The organism is Plesiocystis pacifica SIR-1 (assembly GCF_000170895.1).
Lineage (GTDB): Bacteria > Myxococcota_A > Polyangia > Nannocystales > Nannocystaceae > Plesiocystis > Plesiocystis pacifica.
Genome location: NZ_ABCS01000031.1, coordinates 48302 through 62184, shown reverse-complemented (window position 1 = coordinate 62184; position 13883 = coordinate 48302). Strand labels below are relative to the sequence as shown.

Genomic DNA, 13883 nt, shown 5'->3' with positions numbered 1-13883 from the left:
CGCGTTGCCCGGTGTTAGTCGGGCCCCATGACCCGCGGCCTGCTCTCCACCCTGCCTTGTCTGGTCCTGCTCTGCGCCTTCGCGGGCTGCGGCGACGACGGCGAGCGCTCGAGCGAGACGACCTTCGGCGCGGACGAGCAGGGCGAAGACGCCGACTCCAGCGAGACCCAGTCCGACTCCTCGGGCACGGACTCTGGCAGCGCCGAGGCCGAGACAGAGGCCGAGACCGACGAGACGAGCACGGACGACGCCAGCACCGACGACGAGAGCGCGGACGCCATGGACGAGGAGGGCCCCAAGTTCGACTTCGCCACCCCCGACGCGGCCGCCTTCGAGCCCATCGCCGTCACCGACCTGCCCGGGCTCGAGTCCATCACCTTCTACGAGCGCAGCGGCGGCCAGGCGCCCACGGCCTACACCTTCACCGTCGACGGGCCCGAGCTCACGACCAAGCTGGACGACCCCCTCGGCGGCGCCAACTTCGACATCATGGGCGTCTCGACCGAGTTCTACGACGTCTACTACTCCGACGTCGACGGCGAGTTCATGCTCGACGGCAGCTACCTCACCATCTCCGGCGTGTTCGGCCAGGCCATGCCCGCCGGCGGCGGCCTCAACCTCGCCGAGATCGGCCTGAACTTCGACAACGAGGACACGGAGTTCGGCAACTACGTCGCCTCCTTCGTGACCCTGGGCGACAACGCGGTCCCGGAGAACGTCGAGAACGCCATCGACGGCGACCTCCAGACCCACACCACCATGGGCAACACCGTGGGCGCCAACCCGGGCCAGCGCCTGCGGGTCACCCTGGGCTTCGAGAGCACCTCCGGCCCCCAAGGCTGAGCCCTGCTTTGCCCCCACAGCCATCTGGGACCGGGGGCGCTTCGTCGCTCCGCTCCTCCGCTTTGGCTTGGTGGGCAATGGGGTTCGTGCCTTTGAGAAGGCTGGTGGTCGCCCCCGCAAGCGGGGGCGTGGATTCCTTGACAGTCTCTGATACGAAACTGAGCGCTCGGTAGTCCGCGGGGGGGCTGTTTCGCCCTTGGTAGGCCGAAGCCTCGCTTCGGTGATGGCTGATCTGAGCGCTGCTTTGCCGCCGCGAAGGTTTCGTATAGAGCGTGAGCCCTGGAACGTTGCGATCACCGAGGTCGCCTTTGCAGGCGCGGCCCGGCGAGCTGATGTACATCCTTGGCATGCGCGAACAGCTGGCTGGACTCCGCCTCCCCTTCTCGGCCTTGGTCGCTTCGTTGGTGCTCGTCACCGTCGGCTGTAGCGACGGCGACGAGGGCAACGACGAGGCCGCCGACACCGAGAGCGAAGACGCGACCGAGACGACCGAGGGCGAGACCACCGAGAGCACCGGCACCGAAGCCGGCGAGAGCGAGTCGGACAGCGAGAGCTCCGGCACCGACGACACCGACTCGACGGGCAGCACCGAGACCGAGACCGAGACCGAGACCGAGACCGAGACCGAGACCGAGACCGAGACCGAGACCGGCGCCGCCTTCGAGTGCGACTACGAGGTCTCCCCCGAGGGCCTGCTGGTGTTCGAGGGTGAGTCCCTGCCGATCAACGAAGACTGGGCCGTCGCCACGGACGTCGAGGGCTACTACGCCGGCGGCTACATCCAGTGGACCCGCTCGAGCTTCAACCAGCAGCCCGGCAACGGGCTCATGGCCGTGTCCCTGGGCATCCACGAGGCCGGGCGCTACCGCGTGCAGTGGCGCACTCGGATCGGCATGGGCGACAACCCCACGGAGCACAACGACATCTGGCTGCGCTTCGTCGACGCCACCGACTACTACGGCAAGCAGGGCAACGACCCCGAGACCCGCCGCTACCCCAAGCCGATCTGCGAGGACCCGGACTTCATCGCCGGCGTCGAGGCCCTGCCCGAGGTCAGCGAGGCGACCTGCCCCAACGGCTCGACCGCCGACGGCTGGCTCAAGGTCTACTCCTCGGGCGCGACGGAGTGGAAGTGGTCGACGCGGACCAGCGACAACGACGCCCACGACATCTACGTCGAGTTCGCCGAGCCGGGCGCCTACGTCCTCGAGCTCTCGGCCCGGGCCGACTTCATGCTGCTGGACCGGGTCGTGATCCACCGCGAGGACGTCGAGCAGGACGCCGTCGAGAACCCGGACCTGGCCGAGACGCCCTGCCCGCGCTGAATCGCGAACGAGCTACGCGCCGCCGGCTCGGGCTCGTCGCCTGCGTCGCTGGAGCAGCGCGATCGGTCCACCGATCAGCAGCCACAGCGACACGGAGAGGACGAAGGCGCCAAAGTAGATCATGCAGCGCTCCGACCGCATGGACACGACCTTCAGGTCGCTGAGCCGGTCGAGGTCGAGGCGCTGCGCCTCCGAGGGGTCCAGGCCGTGCTCGGCGAGCAAGCTTCGCTGCTGCTCGAGCGTGTCGTCTGGAGTCTGCAGGACGCGCTCTCGGGTCGTCGGGTTGTAGGCCAGGGTCAGCACGGCCTCCCGCCAGCTCTCCGAGCCGCTGTCCAGAGACTCGCGCGACATCAACTCCTTTGGAGCGCGGAACAACCAGTCGCCTTGCCGGTAGCCGACGTCGCCGTAACCCATCGAGCTCCAGCTCTCGCCGCATACGCACAGCGGCACGGGCACCGACTCGAGGCTGACGATGTGGCCGGTGACTCGACCGGGCTCGGAGCCGCCATCAGCGAGCTCCAGGCCCACATTGTCCGTGAGCCCCAGGACCACGGGCTCCTCCTGATCGCGCATGAAGTCGAGCGTGGCCGACTGCCCGCCGCGGGCCCGAACCGTCACGCCCTCGGCCCCAGACAGATAGGCGAGGGCCAGCCCTCCCCACACCGCGAGGAGGATGACGAGTATGCCGAGGAACCAGTGCTTGCGCCACGAGGCCATGGAGAGCTGCATGATAGGCCCGAAGTGCACGGCGATGTCCACTCGAGGGCCCGGTCGACGGGCTGCGAGGCCTCCGGCTCAGGCTGCTCAGCCCACGAGGTGCAGACCGCCGTCGACGGGCAGCGCGACCCCGGTCACGGCTTTCGCCTGATCCGAGCACAGGAAGGCCACCGCGTTGCCGATCTCGCTGGTCTGCAACCACCGCTGCATCGGCGTCGAGGCCTGCATCATGCCCTCGAGCATCTCCTCGGTCATCGGCGTGTTGGCGAGCACGCCCTGCCAGGCGCCGGTCTGCGTATATCCCGGGATCACGCAATTGACGGTGATCCCCTTGGGCGCGAGGGCCCGGGCGTGCAGGCGCACCAGGAACTCCATGGCCGACTTGCCCTGCCCCGGCGCCTCGTAGCTTACCTGCGGGGGCTGGGTGGCGTTGCAGCCCGGGCTCGAGATGGCCACGACGTGGCGCAGGCCCTCGCAGGCCAGGGCCGCGTTCAGCCCGCGCTTGAAGGCCCGCGGGTAGACGAGCTGGTAGTACTCCCAGACCTTCTCGAAGTCGGGATCCATCGGGTTCGGCTGGCCCTCGGTGCTGGGGGTGGTCACGCCGACGTAGAGCCCGGCGTTGTGGACGAAGGCGGTGAGTTTGTTGTCGAAACGCTCGCGGACCACGTCGAAGAGCTTGGCCATGGTCTCCGGCTTCGCGGTGTCTCCGGCCACGGTCGCGACCTCGACGCCGTAGGCCTCTCTCAACTTCGCCTCCGACTCCTTGGCGGCGTCGTGGTTGGAGTTGTAGCCGAGCACCAGGGCGTAGCCGTCGCGAGCGAGGCTGTTTGCGATGCCCAGCCCAATCCCCCGAGTTCCACCAGTTACGAGCGCTGTTTTCATGGTCCGAGGGTATCTCAGATTTAGCCGTCGTGGACGACGCCACGCCCTCCCTGCCCCGCGTCCACGACTCAAACATCCACCCCGCTTCCAGGCCGGCAGGTAGCGCAGACCCGAGACGACCCGCGCCCCGGCAGGCTCACCGACGACGATCTTCGCGCTGACCGACAAGGGCCAGGGCGCGCCGAAGTAGGCCTGGCGCAGCGCCATGACCAGGCCCGTCAACCCGAGGCACGAGAGCCCGCGCCCGACCACGCGCGGGAGCGGTGAGCATCCCGCGGGTCGCCAAGGCCACGCCCCAGGGCGTCCGAGCCTCGACCTGCCGCGCCCCGAGCATCCGAAGACTGCTCGACTTGCTCGCCGTCGTAGTTGAGCAGCTCGCCCTCTTCGGCGAGGGTCGTCGCGGGCCACAGGGTGATGAAAAATCGTCCTGACCCGAGACTGGAAACACCACGAGGGCGAGACCGATCGCCGCGACAGCCGGGAGCACACGCAGACGCCACGACCCGGCGAGCTGAAGGAGCGAGCATCCCCTCCGGCCATGGCCGTGTACGGGGTTCTCATCACACCAGGGGGCGAGTTCGCCAAATTCGGCGGTCGCCGATGGGGCCGCCCCTGCTCCGAGAGCGGGTCGTTGACACCCCCGACTCCCTCTCTGCGGGGCTCCAACATGGCCCATCCACCACGAATTCGGCTCCCGAGAGCGATGGATCGCCACTGATCCGATGGCCCAGAGCGGCCCCCAGGCGCTTTTTTGCTGTACCTGTCGACGGCATTCCCCTATGAAGTCCGTGACCATGAAGAACACACTCATCACACTCGCGTTCCTCGGTGGCCTCTCCCTCCTCGGCTGCGACAGCGGCGGAGACAAGGCCGCGGGCGCCGATGCGGCGGCCAAGCCCGGCAGCTGCCAAGAGGGTGGTCCGACCGGAAGCACCTGCTCCGACTACACCGCCGAGGGTGCCAAAGACGGCAAGTCCTTCTGCGAGAAGACCGGTGGCGGCAAGAACGTCTGGTCGGACGACAAGTGCCCCACGGAGAACAAGATCGGCACCTGTGAGCGCAGCGACGGGCAGTCGCAGCACTACTACTCCACCGGTGAGGACGCCATGGATGCCGACGGCGCCAAGGAGATGTGCGTGGAGCTGTCCAACGGCAAGTGGGTCGAGGCTTCCGCCGCGGCTCCGGCCGAGCCCGCCCCCGCCGCTGACGGTGCCGCCCCCGCTGGCGACGCGGCTGCTCCCGCCGCCGAGGGTGCCGCCCCCGCTGGCGACGCCCCCGCCGAGGCCCCCAAGGCCGAGGCTGGCTGAGGCCGACCCTCTCCCCTTCAACGGGACGAGGCTCTCGACGGCGCGACCGCTACACGCGGGCGCGCTGCTCGAGGGCCTCGAACAATTCGGGCGCCTCGATCCACGCTGGCCAGTCAGGAGCGGCCCCCAGCCCGGCCACAAAAACGCGCCGGCCCTGCCCCTGCATGGCGTCAGGGTACGCAGGCCGGCGCGCGAGCGCCAAACGGGCTCGGAGAGCAACTCCGAGGTCGGCCAAAAACGAGTTCTGGCCGACCTCTGTCCATTCAGGGGATCACGACGATGATGCACGACGAGGGGCACTCGTCGTCGTTGTAGAAGTTGCCGTCGTCGCAGTCCTCGAACTCTTCCTGGACGATGCCGTCGCCGCAGTACTCGTCGAGCATGCAGCCCTCGCCGCACTCGCCGTAGCCGCCGTCGTTGACCCCGTCGTCGCACTGCTCGCCGAGGGACACGACCCCGTCGCCGCAGATCGGGATGCACTCGCTGCGCGAGGTGTCGAAGCCCGACAGGGTCAGGCGAAAGGAGGAGCCCTCGGTCTTGCGCTCGGCGTGGAACACGTTGACGCGGTAGGCCTCGCCGTCGACCAGGCCCAGGGTCCCGGCCAGCTGCGCGTCGACGGTCACGCTGCCGTCGATGGGCACGTGGATGCCGCCCAGGTCGACGACCAGCGAGCCGTTGACGAACACCCACACGTCGTCGTCGCCGGTGAAGTCGAGGGTCGCGGGCACGTCCTCGTCGTAGATGAACCAGTAGGTGATCTCGCTGGTGAAGTGGAAGTTGTGCTGGACGTTGTTGCCGAGCACCTCGCTCTCCCACGGCCAGCCGGGGTAGCCGTACTGCTCGGGGATGCGCGCCGGGGAGAACTGCCCGCCGATGTCGTCGATGGGGAAGAACAGCGGCGTGCCGTCGTAGTGGACCTCGTCGGCCCAGCAGCCCACGTTGGCGTCCCACGGGCAGGGCACGCAGCCCATGGCCTCGCACTCGGCGAGGGTGTTCGCCGCCCACTGCACGTTGGTCAGCGCCACCCAGGTCTCGCCGTTGGGGCCGAAGCGGTTGACGAAGCCGCCCTCGCCGTTGGGGAACAGCGGGATGGTCGAGCTGACCGTGGTGTTGACCCCGGGCACGTCCCGGTACCACTGGTCGAAGTTACTCTGGCTCGCGCAGTTGCCCGCGGCCCACTGCGGCTTGATGTCCGCGTCGAGGGTCGGCGCGACCATGTCGAAGGTCGCCTTGGTCTGGGCGTTGACCGGCGGGCTGCCGTCGGTGACGCAGCCGTAAGCCTGGCTGGTCTCGAAGTCGGGGTGGTTCGAGGAGAAGTCGCGGTAGACCGAGTTGACCCGCAAGATGCACTCGCCGTTGATCATCTCGCACTCCTCCTGGCCGCACACGAAGCCGTCCTCGACGGTGCACTCCGCCGAGCAGCCGTCGCCGTCGAGGGTGTTGCCGTCGTCGCACTCCTCGCCGAGCACCAGGCCGTCGCCGCACTCGGAGCTGCACGCGCCCATGGGCGGGCAGTTGGGCTCTTGCTGGCACTGGTCATCGCAGCCGTCGAGGGGGATGGCGTTGCCGTCGTCGCAGCTCTCCGCGCCTTCCATGATCCCGTCGCCGCACACGGTCTCCTCGCAGGTGCTGGTCGGCTCGCCCTGGCAGTCCCAGCCGATCTCGACCTTGCAAAAGGCCGAGCAGCCGTCGCCGTCCTCGGTGTTGCCGTCGTCGCACAGCTCGGGCAGCTGAACGAGGCCGTCGCCGCAGATGACCACCATCTGGCAGGGCTCGCCGGGCGGCTGGCACTGGTAGCCCGGGTCGACGGTCAGGCAGTCGGCCGAGCAGCCGTCGCCGTCCTCGGTGTTGCCGTCGTCGCAGGCCTCGTCGGTGGTCAGGATCCCGTCTCCGCAGTTGGGCGGCACCCCGCCGCTCTCCGACGAGTCCGTCCCCTCGTCGAGGGTCTCCTCCTCGCCGCCCATGGTGTCGCCGTCGATCTCGTCGTTGCCGTCGTCCACGGTGGCCGCGGTCTCGAAGGTCGTGATGCTCTCCTGGACCTGGTTGATGTCCCCGCCCGAAGACGAGCATGCGGTGAGCGAGACGAGGGCGGTGGCGGCGACGGAGGACAGACGAATGTGAGAAGACATGGCAGCGTGGGATTGAGGGCCCCAGCTGGCCGAAAGCGATGAAAAAATCTGAGCGCGAGCCCGCTCGCAGGCTCGGACTGGCAATCGGATCACTCCGGTTTACTGGCTCCGCGTTGCCGACCCCGGGGGTTCTCTGCTATTTACCGGTCATGGCCCGTACACGAGGCACGCAAAGCATGATGCGCGTGATGCTCGTGTGGTTGCTGGTGCTCGTGGCCCTGCCCTTCGGCGGCGGCCCGATCCAGCGCCTCGTCGCCGCCGAGGTCTGCGCGTCTGCGTGCCCGTGCGAGGTCGCCGAGTCCGCCCAGTCCGTCGAGGACGCCGACTGCGAAGACGAAGACTGCGACGATTGCGAGGACGAGGACTGCGAGGATTGCGACGACTGCGACGGGTGCTGTGGCGCCCGGACCATCGCCCTCGTGGACTTCCATCGCCTCGCCAGCCGGGACCTGCTCGCCCGGTCCACGGCCGACCCGCCGGCCCCCGAAGCCGCCGGGCGCCGCCAGCTCATCGACGTGTTCCGACCCCCCCAGGCCTGAGCTGAATCCCCCGTGGTTTCAGTTTGAGCTGGGCGCGCGCGAGCGCAGCCCCGCGCTTGGGAGTCGAAAAGATGGTTCGAACGACGAGGCTCATCAGCCTGTTCACATGCGTGCTCGCGTGGGCGTCCCCCGCCCGCGCTAGCCAAGCCCCCCAACCCCAACCAGCGCCGACGGACGCGGCCGAGCCCGGTCGCGTCCCGCTGACCTACGCCCAGGCCGTCGAGCGCGCCCGCGCCCACGGGCCGACCCTGGCCGTCGCCGAGGCCCGCGTCGCCGAGGCCCGCGCCCAGGTCGAGGCGGCCGAGGTCTACCCCACCAACCCGCAGGTCATGGTCAGCGCCGGGCCGCGCCTGGGCGGGGAGCAGACCCGCGCCCAGGTCGGCGTGCGCGCGACCCAGTGGCTCGAGACCGGGGGCCAGCGCGGCCACCGGGTCGACGCCGCCGAGGCCCGCGTCGAGGCCAGCGCCGCCCGCCGTGAGGACGCCGCCCGCCTGCTCACCCGGGAGGTCGGGCTGGCCTTCGTCGAGGGGCTCTACTGGCAGCGCCGCGTCGAGATCGCCGTCGACAAGCTCGCCCTGGCCCAGGCCGCCGAGGGCGTCGCCCGGCGCCGCCACGAGCTCGGCGACGTCGGCGGGCTCGAGGAGTCGAGCGCCGCCCTGGCCAGCGCCCACGCGGCCCTCGAGCTCGAGCGCGATCGGGCTCGGCTCGAGCGCGTCGAGGGTCAGCTGAGCGCGCTGCTCGGCTACGCCGCCGGGACCCGCCTCGAGCTCGTCGGGGACCTGCGCGAGCTGGCCGTCGAAGGTACCGCCATCGACGGGAACCCGGGCGCGGCCTCCCTCGAGGCCCGCCCCGATCTGCGCGCCCTCGAGGCCGAGGGTCGCCGCGCCCAGGCCAGGGAGGCCCTCGGCCGGTCCGAGCGGGCCCCCAAAGTCGCCCTCGGCCTGGGCTACACCCTCGAAGAGTCGGAGCACGTCGTCCTCGGCGTGGTCGGCATCGCCCTGCCCGTGTTCGCCCGCGGACAGGGTGAGGTCGCCGTCGCCCGGGCCGAGGCCGCCCAGGTCGACGCCGCGCTCGAGGCCACCCGCAGCGCCGCGGCCGTCGCCGCGGACACGGGCGAGGCCTTCGTGCGCCGGGCCACCGACGCGGCCCTGCAGTTCGAGCGCGACGGCCTCGCCCAGCTCGAGCGCACCGCCGAGCTGACCACCGTCGGCTACGACAAGGGCGCGGTCGCCTACGACGCGGTCCTGGTCGTGCGCCTCGAGCTCGTCGCGGCGAGGCTCGACTACATCGATCTGCTCCACGCCGCCGCCGCGGCGCGGGTCGAGCTCGCGGCCACGAAGGGGGTGCAGCCATGACCCGCCTGCTCCTCGCTTGCCTCGTCCTCGCGGTCGGCGTGCTCGGGCTCCCGGCCTGCGACGCGCCGCGCGACCAACAAAGCCGACCCGAGGGCCGCGCTGTCCACGACGATCACGGCCACGACGACGACCACGGCCACGACCAAGAGCCGGCCGCCCTCGACTGGTGCGAAGGCCACGGCCTGCCCGAGTCCAAGTGTACGAAGTGCCACCCCGAGCTCGTCGCCGAGTACAAAGCGTCCGGGGATTGGTGCGCGGGGCATGGCTTCCCCGAGAGCGTGTGCCCTAGCTGCAACCCCCAGCCCAAGCCCACGGCTGAAGGAGACGAGCACGGCCACGACCACGCCCACGACCACGACCACGCCGCCCCCGAGCCCGTCGACTGGTGCGTCGAGCATGCCCTGCCCGAGTCCAAGTGTACGAAGTGCAACCCCGGGCTCATCGCCGAGTACAAGGCTTCCGGGGACTGGTGCGCCGAGCATGCCTTCCCCGAGTCGGTGTGCCCGATCTGCAACCCCGCGACGCCCCCGCCCGGCGCAGAGCGGGCCGCCCTCGAGGCCCGGATCGTCCGCCTGCGCGACCCGGAGCTCGAGCGCATCTCCGGCATCCGCACGGTCACGGCCCAGCGCGCGATCGCGGCCAGCGAGGTCCGCTGCGCCGCGCACATCGAGTACGACACCGATCGCATCGCGGACGTCCGCGCCCTCGTGCCTGGGGTCATCCGTCGGGTCCACGCCCAGGTCGGCGACCGCGTCGAGCTCGGCGATCCGCTCTTCGAGCTCGACAGCGTCGACATTGGTGCTGTCCAGGCCGGCCTGCTCAGCGCCCGCGAGCGGGTCAAGGCGGCGCAGGCCAACCTCGATCGCCAACTCGAGCTGCGCGAGGCCGACATCGCCTCCCAGCGCCAGCTCGAGCTCGCCCAGCGCGAGCTCGCCAGCGCCAAGGCCGAGGCCCGAGCCGCCCGCGCGGCCCTCGACATGACCGGGGCCGGGAGCTCGGGGCGGGTCGGCCGCTACACGATCACCGCGCCCATCGCCGGCACCGTGCTGCGCCGTCCGGCCGTGCTCGGGACCCTCGCCCACGCCGACACCCCCGGCGACGCCGGCTCCCTCGCAACCATCGGCGACACCTCCCAGATGTGGGCGGTGTGCGAGCTCGCCGAGGACTACGCCGACCACGTCGCCCTGGGCCAGACCCTCTCGGTCGCCTCGCACACCCACCCCGAGGCCGTCGCCGAGGGCACGATCCGCTGGGTCGCCCCCGAGGTCGACCCCCACACCCGCACCGTCACCGTGCGCGCCGACATCCCCAACCCCGAGGGCTCCCTGCGCGCCAACCAGTTCATGCGCGGGACCGTCGCCACGAGCACCGGCCGGGCCGTGGTCGCCGTGCCCCGCGTCGCCGTCCAGCGCGTCGGCGCCTTCGAGCTGGTGTTCGTGCGCACCGCCCCCGGGGTCTACGAGCCGCGCGTGGTCGAGCGCCACGGCGGGGGCGAGACCGTCGAGGTCGAGGGGCGAATCGCCGGCGGCGACGCGGTCGTGACCACGGGCGCGATGCTGCTGCGCACCGAGATCCTGCCAGGCAGCATCGGCGCGGGCTGCTGTGAAGTGAGCGGCGAGGGGGGAGGCCGCTGATGCTGACCCAGCTCATCGATCTGTGCCTGCGCCACCGCCCCCTCGTGCTGCTCGCGGCGGCGCTGCTCGTCGCCCTGGGCCTGGTCAGCTTCCGCGACCTGCCCATGGACGCCTTCCCCGACACCACCTCGGTCCAGGTCCAGGTCAACACCACCTCCCCCTCGCTCTCGCCCCTCGAGGTCGAGCGCCAGCTGAGCTTCCCCGTGGAGCAGGCCATCTCGGGCCTCCCGGGCCTGGTCGAGGTCCGCTCGGTCTCGAAGTTTGGCTTCTCGCAGGTCACCGCGATCTTCGACGACGACACCGACATCTACCTCGCCCGCCAGGTCGTCAGCGAGCGCGTCGCCCAGGCCGAGCTGCCCGAGGACATCCACGGACCCGGCCTGGGCCCCGTGGCCACGGGGCTGGGCGAGGTCTTCCAGTACACCCTGCGCAGCGAGACCCTCTCGCCCGCGGAGCTGCGCACCCTGCATCACTGGGTCATCCGCCCGCAGATGCTCCAGACCCCGGGCGTCGCCGAGATCAACACCTGGGGCGGCGAGGAGAAACAGTTCCACGTCGTCGTCGACCCCTACCGCCTCGTCGAGCACCAGCTCACCCTCGAGGACGTCGCCCGGGTCCTACGCCACGCCAACCGCAACGTCGGCGGCGGCGTGCTCGAGGTCGCCGGCGAGGCCCAGCTGGTCCAGGGTCAGGGCCTGGTCACCGGGCTCGCGGACCTCGAGGCCATGGTCGTCGCCCAGGTCGAGGGCACCCCCGTGCGCCTGTCCGACGTGGCGTCGATCCGCGAGGACCACGAAATTCGCCGGGGCGGGGTCACGGCGGGCGGCGAGGGCGAGGCCGTGCTCGGCCTGGGCTTCATGCTCATGGGCGAGAACAGCCGCGAGGTCACCAAGGCCCTCGAGCAGCGCCTCGACGCCGTGCGCCCGAGCCTGCCCGAGGGCGTCGAGCTGACCCCGGTCTACAGCCGCAGCGAGCTCGTCAACGCCGTCCTGCGCACGGTCCGGGAAACCTGCTCGAGGGCGCGCTGCTGGTCATCGCCGTGCTCTTCCTCGCCCTCGGCAACTTCCGCGCCGGGCTGATCGTCGCCTGCGCCATCCCCCTGTCCATGCTGTTCGCGTTCAACGCGATGCTGTGGGCCGGGGTCGCCGGCAGCTTGATGAGCCTCGGCGCCATCGACTTCGGCCTGGTCGTCGACAGCTCGGTGATCGTGGTCGAGAACGCGGCCCGGCGCCTCGAGCAGGACCGCTCCGAGCGCAGCGTCGTCGAGGTCGTCCGCGACGCCGTCGTCGAGGTCCGCCGCCCCACCCTGTTCGGCGAGCTGATCATCGCGATCGTCTACCTGCCGGTGCTGACCCTCGGCGGCGTCGAGGGCAAGCTGTTTCGGCCCATGGCGCTGACGGTGCTGTTCGCCCTGGCCGGCTCCATGCTGCTGTCCCTGACCTTGATGCCGGTGCTCGCCAGCTACGCCCTCGAGCGCAGGCGCGAGCCCTCGCCAGACGCCCAGCCCGGCTTCCTGACCCGCGCGGCCCGGTCCCTCGAGGCCGGCTACCGCCGGGCGCTCGAGGCCGCCCTCGCCCGCCGCCGCCTGGTCCTCGGGGTCGCGCTCGTGGCCGTGCTCGGCGCGGGCGGGCTGGCCACGCGCCTGGGCTCCGAGTTCGTCCCGCGCCTGAGCGAGCACGCCGTGGCCATCAACACCGTGCGCGCCGCGGGCATCTCCCTCGACGAGTCGATGCGCTACGGCACCCAGATCGAGCGCCACCTGCTCGACCGCTTCCCCGACGAGATCGACGAGATCTGGACGCGCACGGGCACCGCCGAGGTCGCCACCGACCCCATGGGGCTCGAGGTCTCCGACGTGTTCATCACCCTCACGCCCCGGGACCAGTGGCGCCGCGGCGAGACCCAGGCCGAGCTCGTCGAGCAGATGTCCGCGGAGCTCGAGGGCATGCCCGGCATGCGCAGCGTGTTCACCCAGCCCATCGAGATGCGGGTCAACGAGATGCTCGCCGGGGTCCGCACGGACGTCGGCGTCAAGCTCTTCGGCGACGACTTCGAGGTCCTCGAGCGCGAGGCCGAGACCATCCGCCAGGCCCTCGAGGCCATCCCCGGGGCCGCCGACGTCAGCGTCGAGCAGATCACGGGCCAGGCCATGGTCACCGTCGACATCGACCGCGAGGCCGCCGGGCGCCACGGCGTCCCCGTGGGCGAGCTCCTCGATCTGGTCGAGTCCCTCGGCACCCGCAAGCTCGGCGAGGTCGTCGAGGGCCAGCGCCGCTTCGAGCTGGTCCTGCGCCTCGACGACGCCACCCTCAGCTCCGCCGAGCGCATCGGCGATCTGCTCGTCCCGACCGCCGCCGGCGGCCAGGTGCCGCTGTCGAGCCTCGCCGAGATCGCGGTCGTCGAGGGCCCCTCGACCATCCAGCGCGAGTGGGCCCAGCGCCGCATCACCGTCCAGGCCAACGTCCGCGGCCGCGACCTGGGCTCCTTCGTCGCCGACCTGCGCCGGGTCCTCGACGAGGACATCGAGCTCCCGCCCGGCTACTACACCAAGCTCGCCGGCTCCTTCGAGCAGCTCGAGGCCGCCAAGGCCCGGCTCATGGTCGTCGTGCCCATCGCCCTCGCCCTGGTGTTCGCGCTCTTGTACGTCACCTACGGCCGAGCCATCGACGCCCTGCGGGTGTTCACCGGCGTGCCCTTCGGCGCCGTCGGTGGCGTGCTCGCGCTGTGGGCCCGGGACATGCCCCTGTCCGTCGCCGCCGGGGTCGGCTTCATCGCGCTCTCGGGCGTGGCCGTGCTCGGCGACATCGTGCTGGTGTCCCGAGCCAAGCAGCTCATGGCCGAAGGCGCCGGGGCGCGGACGGCCATCGTCGAGGCCGCCGTCGGCCGGCTGCGGCCGGTGTTGATGACCGCCGCCGTGGCTGCCCTGGGCTTCTTGCCGATGGCCTTGAACACGGGGGTGGGCGCGGAGGTTCAACGGCCCCTGGCGACCGTCGTCGTGGGCGGGATGATCAGCGCGACGCTGGCGACCTTGCTGGTGTTGCCGGTGCTCTACCTGAGCGTCGGGCAAGGGCGAGGCTCTGGGCGAGCGCCCGAGGGCCTCCCGGCCAGCGGACCGTCGTGATCGCCATCGCTCGCGCGCCGCTCGTGAAACA

The 13883-nt window shown here is 70.9% G+C and carries 9 protein-coding genes and 1 pseudogene; 7 read left to right on the top strand and 3 right to left on the bottom strand.

The window, feature by feature from the left end; all coding sequences use genetic code 11:
• Positions 1-27 precede the first annotated feature (27 nt).
• Both PPSIR1_RS17645 and PPSIR1_RS17640 read left to right on the top strand, forming a co-directional pair.
• A complete protein-coding gene (locus PPSIR1_RS17645; protein WP_006972469.1) occupies positions 28-843 on the top strand; it encodes a hypothetical protein in 816 nt (271 codons plus the stop codon).
• Between the two features lie 347 nt (positions 844-1190).
• Entirely contained in the window at positions 1191-2168 is a 978-nt protein-coding gene (locus PPSIR1_RS17640; protein ID WP_157595663.1) for a hypothetical protein, read from the top strand.
• A 12-nt stretch (positions 2169-2180) separates the two neighbouring features.
• Here the strand turns inward: PPSIR1_RS17640 and PPSIR1_RS17635 are convergent, their stop codons facing one another.
• Together PPSIR1_RS17635 and PPSIR1_RS17630 are read right to left on the bottom strand one after the other, a co-directional pair.
• Positions 2181-2915: a hypothetical protein gene (locus PPSIR1_RS17635; RefSeq protein ID WP_157595662.1), complete on the bottom strand. Its 735-nt coding sequence runs from the start codon at positions 2913-2915 to the stop codon at positions 2181-2183.
• 57 nt (positions 2916-2972) lie between these two features.
• Positions 2973-3767: an SDR family NAD(P)-dependent oxidoreductase gene (locus PPSIR1_RS17630; protein ID WP_045116219.1), complete on the bottom strand. Its 795-nt coding sequence runs from the start codon at positions 3765-3767 to the stop codon at positions 2973-2975.
• A 794-nt stretch (positions 3768-4561) separates the two neighbouring features.
• Between PPSIR1_RS17630 and PPSIR1_RS47970 the strand changes: the two genes are divergently transcribed.
• The gene (locus PPSIR1_RS47970) at positions 4562-5074 is read left to right on the top strand and encodes a hypothetical protein (protein ID WP_157595661.1); all 513 of its coding nucleotides are present in this window, start codon (positions 4562-4564) and stop codon (positions 5072-5074) included.
• Positions 5075-5337: 263 nt separating this feature from the next.
• On the opposite strand, the gene PPSIR1_RS17620 is transcribed toward PPSIR1_RS47970, so the two are convergent.
• Positions 5338-7203, bottom strand: coding sequence for a DUF4215 domain-containing protein (locus PPSIR1_RS17620; RefSeq protein WP_006972463.1), 1866 nt, complete (start codon positions 7201-7203; stop codon positions 5338-5340).
• 176 nt (positions 7204-7379) lie between these two features.
• Between PPSIR1_RS17620 and PPSIR1_RS17615 the strand changes: the two genes are divergently transcribed.
• The 4 genes and pseudogenes from PPSIR1_RS17615 (at position 7380) to PPSIR1_RS17600 (ending at position 13852) form a co-directional block, all read left to right on the top strand.
• Positions 7380-7742, top strand: coding sequence for a hypothetical protein (locus PPSIR1_RS17615; RefSeq protein ID WP_006972462.1), 363 nt, complete (start codon positions 7380-7382; stop codon positions 7740-7742).
• A 71-nt stretch (positions 7743-7813) separates the two neighbouring features.
• Positions 7814-9097, top strand: coding sequence for a TolC family protein (locus tag PPSIR1_RS17610; protein WP_086001432.1), 1284 nt, complete (start codon positions 7814-7816; stop codon positions 9095-9097).
• A complete protein-coding gene (locus PPSIR1_RS17605) occupies positions 9094-10731 on the top strand; it encodes an efflux RND transporter periplasmic adaptor subunit (RefSeq protein ID WP_006972460.1) in 1638 nt (545 codons plus the stop codon). Before PPSIR1_RS17610 ends, PPSIR1_RS17605 begins: the two co-directional genes overlap by 4 nt.
• A pseudogene (locus PPSIR1_RS17600) lies at positions 10731-13852 on the top strand (efflux RND transporter permease subunit). Before PPSIR1_RS17605 ends, PPSIR1_RS17600 begins: the two are co-directional and overlap by 1 nt.
• The last annotated feature ends 31 nt before the right edge of the window (positions 13853-13883 follow it).

What these genes read in the sequence shown, in the direction of transcription:
- PPSIR1_RS17640 (WP_157595663.1), top strand. Translation starts at nt 1,191, where the DNA reads ATGCGCGAACAGCTGGCTGGACTCCGCCTCCCCTTCTCGGCCTTGGTC.
- PPSIR1_RS17645 (WP_006972469.1), top strand. Translation starts at nt 28, where the DNA reads ATGACCCGCGGCCTGCTCTCCACCCTGCCTTGTCTGGTCCTGCTCTGC.
- PPSIR1_RS17620 (WP_006972463.1), bottom strand. Translation starts at nt 7,203, where the DNA reads ATGTCTTCTCACATTCGTCTGTCCTCCGTCGCCGCCACCGCCCTCGTC.
- PPSIR1_RS17605 (WP_006972460.1), top strand. Translation starts at nt 9,094, where the DNA reads ATGACCCGCCTGCTCCTCGCTTGCCTCGTCCTCGCGGTCGGCGTGCTC.
- PPSIR1_RS17615 (WP_006972462.1), top strand. Translation starts at nt 7,380, where the DNA reads ATGATGCGCGTGATGCTCGTGTGGTTGCTGGTGCTCGTGGCCCTGCCC.
- PPSIR1_RS47970 (WP_157595661.1), top strand. Translation starts at nt 4,562, where the DNA reads ATGAAGAACACACTCATCACACTCGCGTTCCTCGGTGGCCTCTCCCTC.
- PPSIR1_RS17630 (WP_045116219.1), bottom strand. Translation starts at nt 3,767, where the DNA reads ATGAAAACAGCGCTCGTAACTGGTGGAACTCGGGGGATTGGGCTGGGC.
- PPSIR1_RS17610 (WP_086001432.1), top strand. Translation starts at nt 7,814, where the DNA reads ATGGTTCGAACGACGAGGCTCATCAGCCTGTTCACATGCGTGCTCGCG.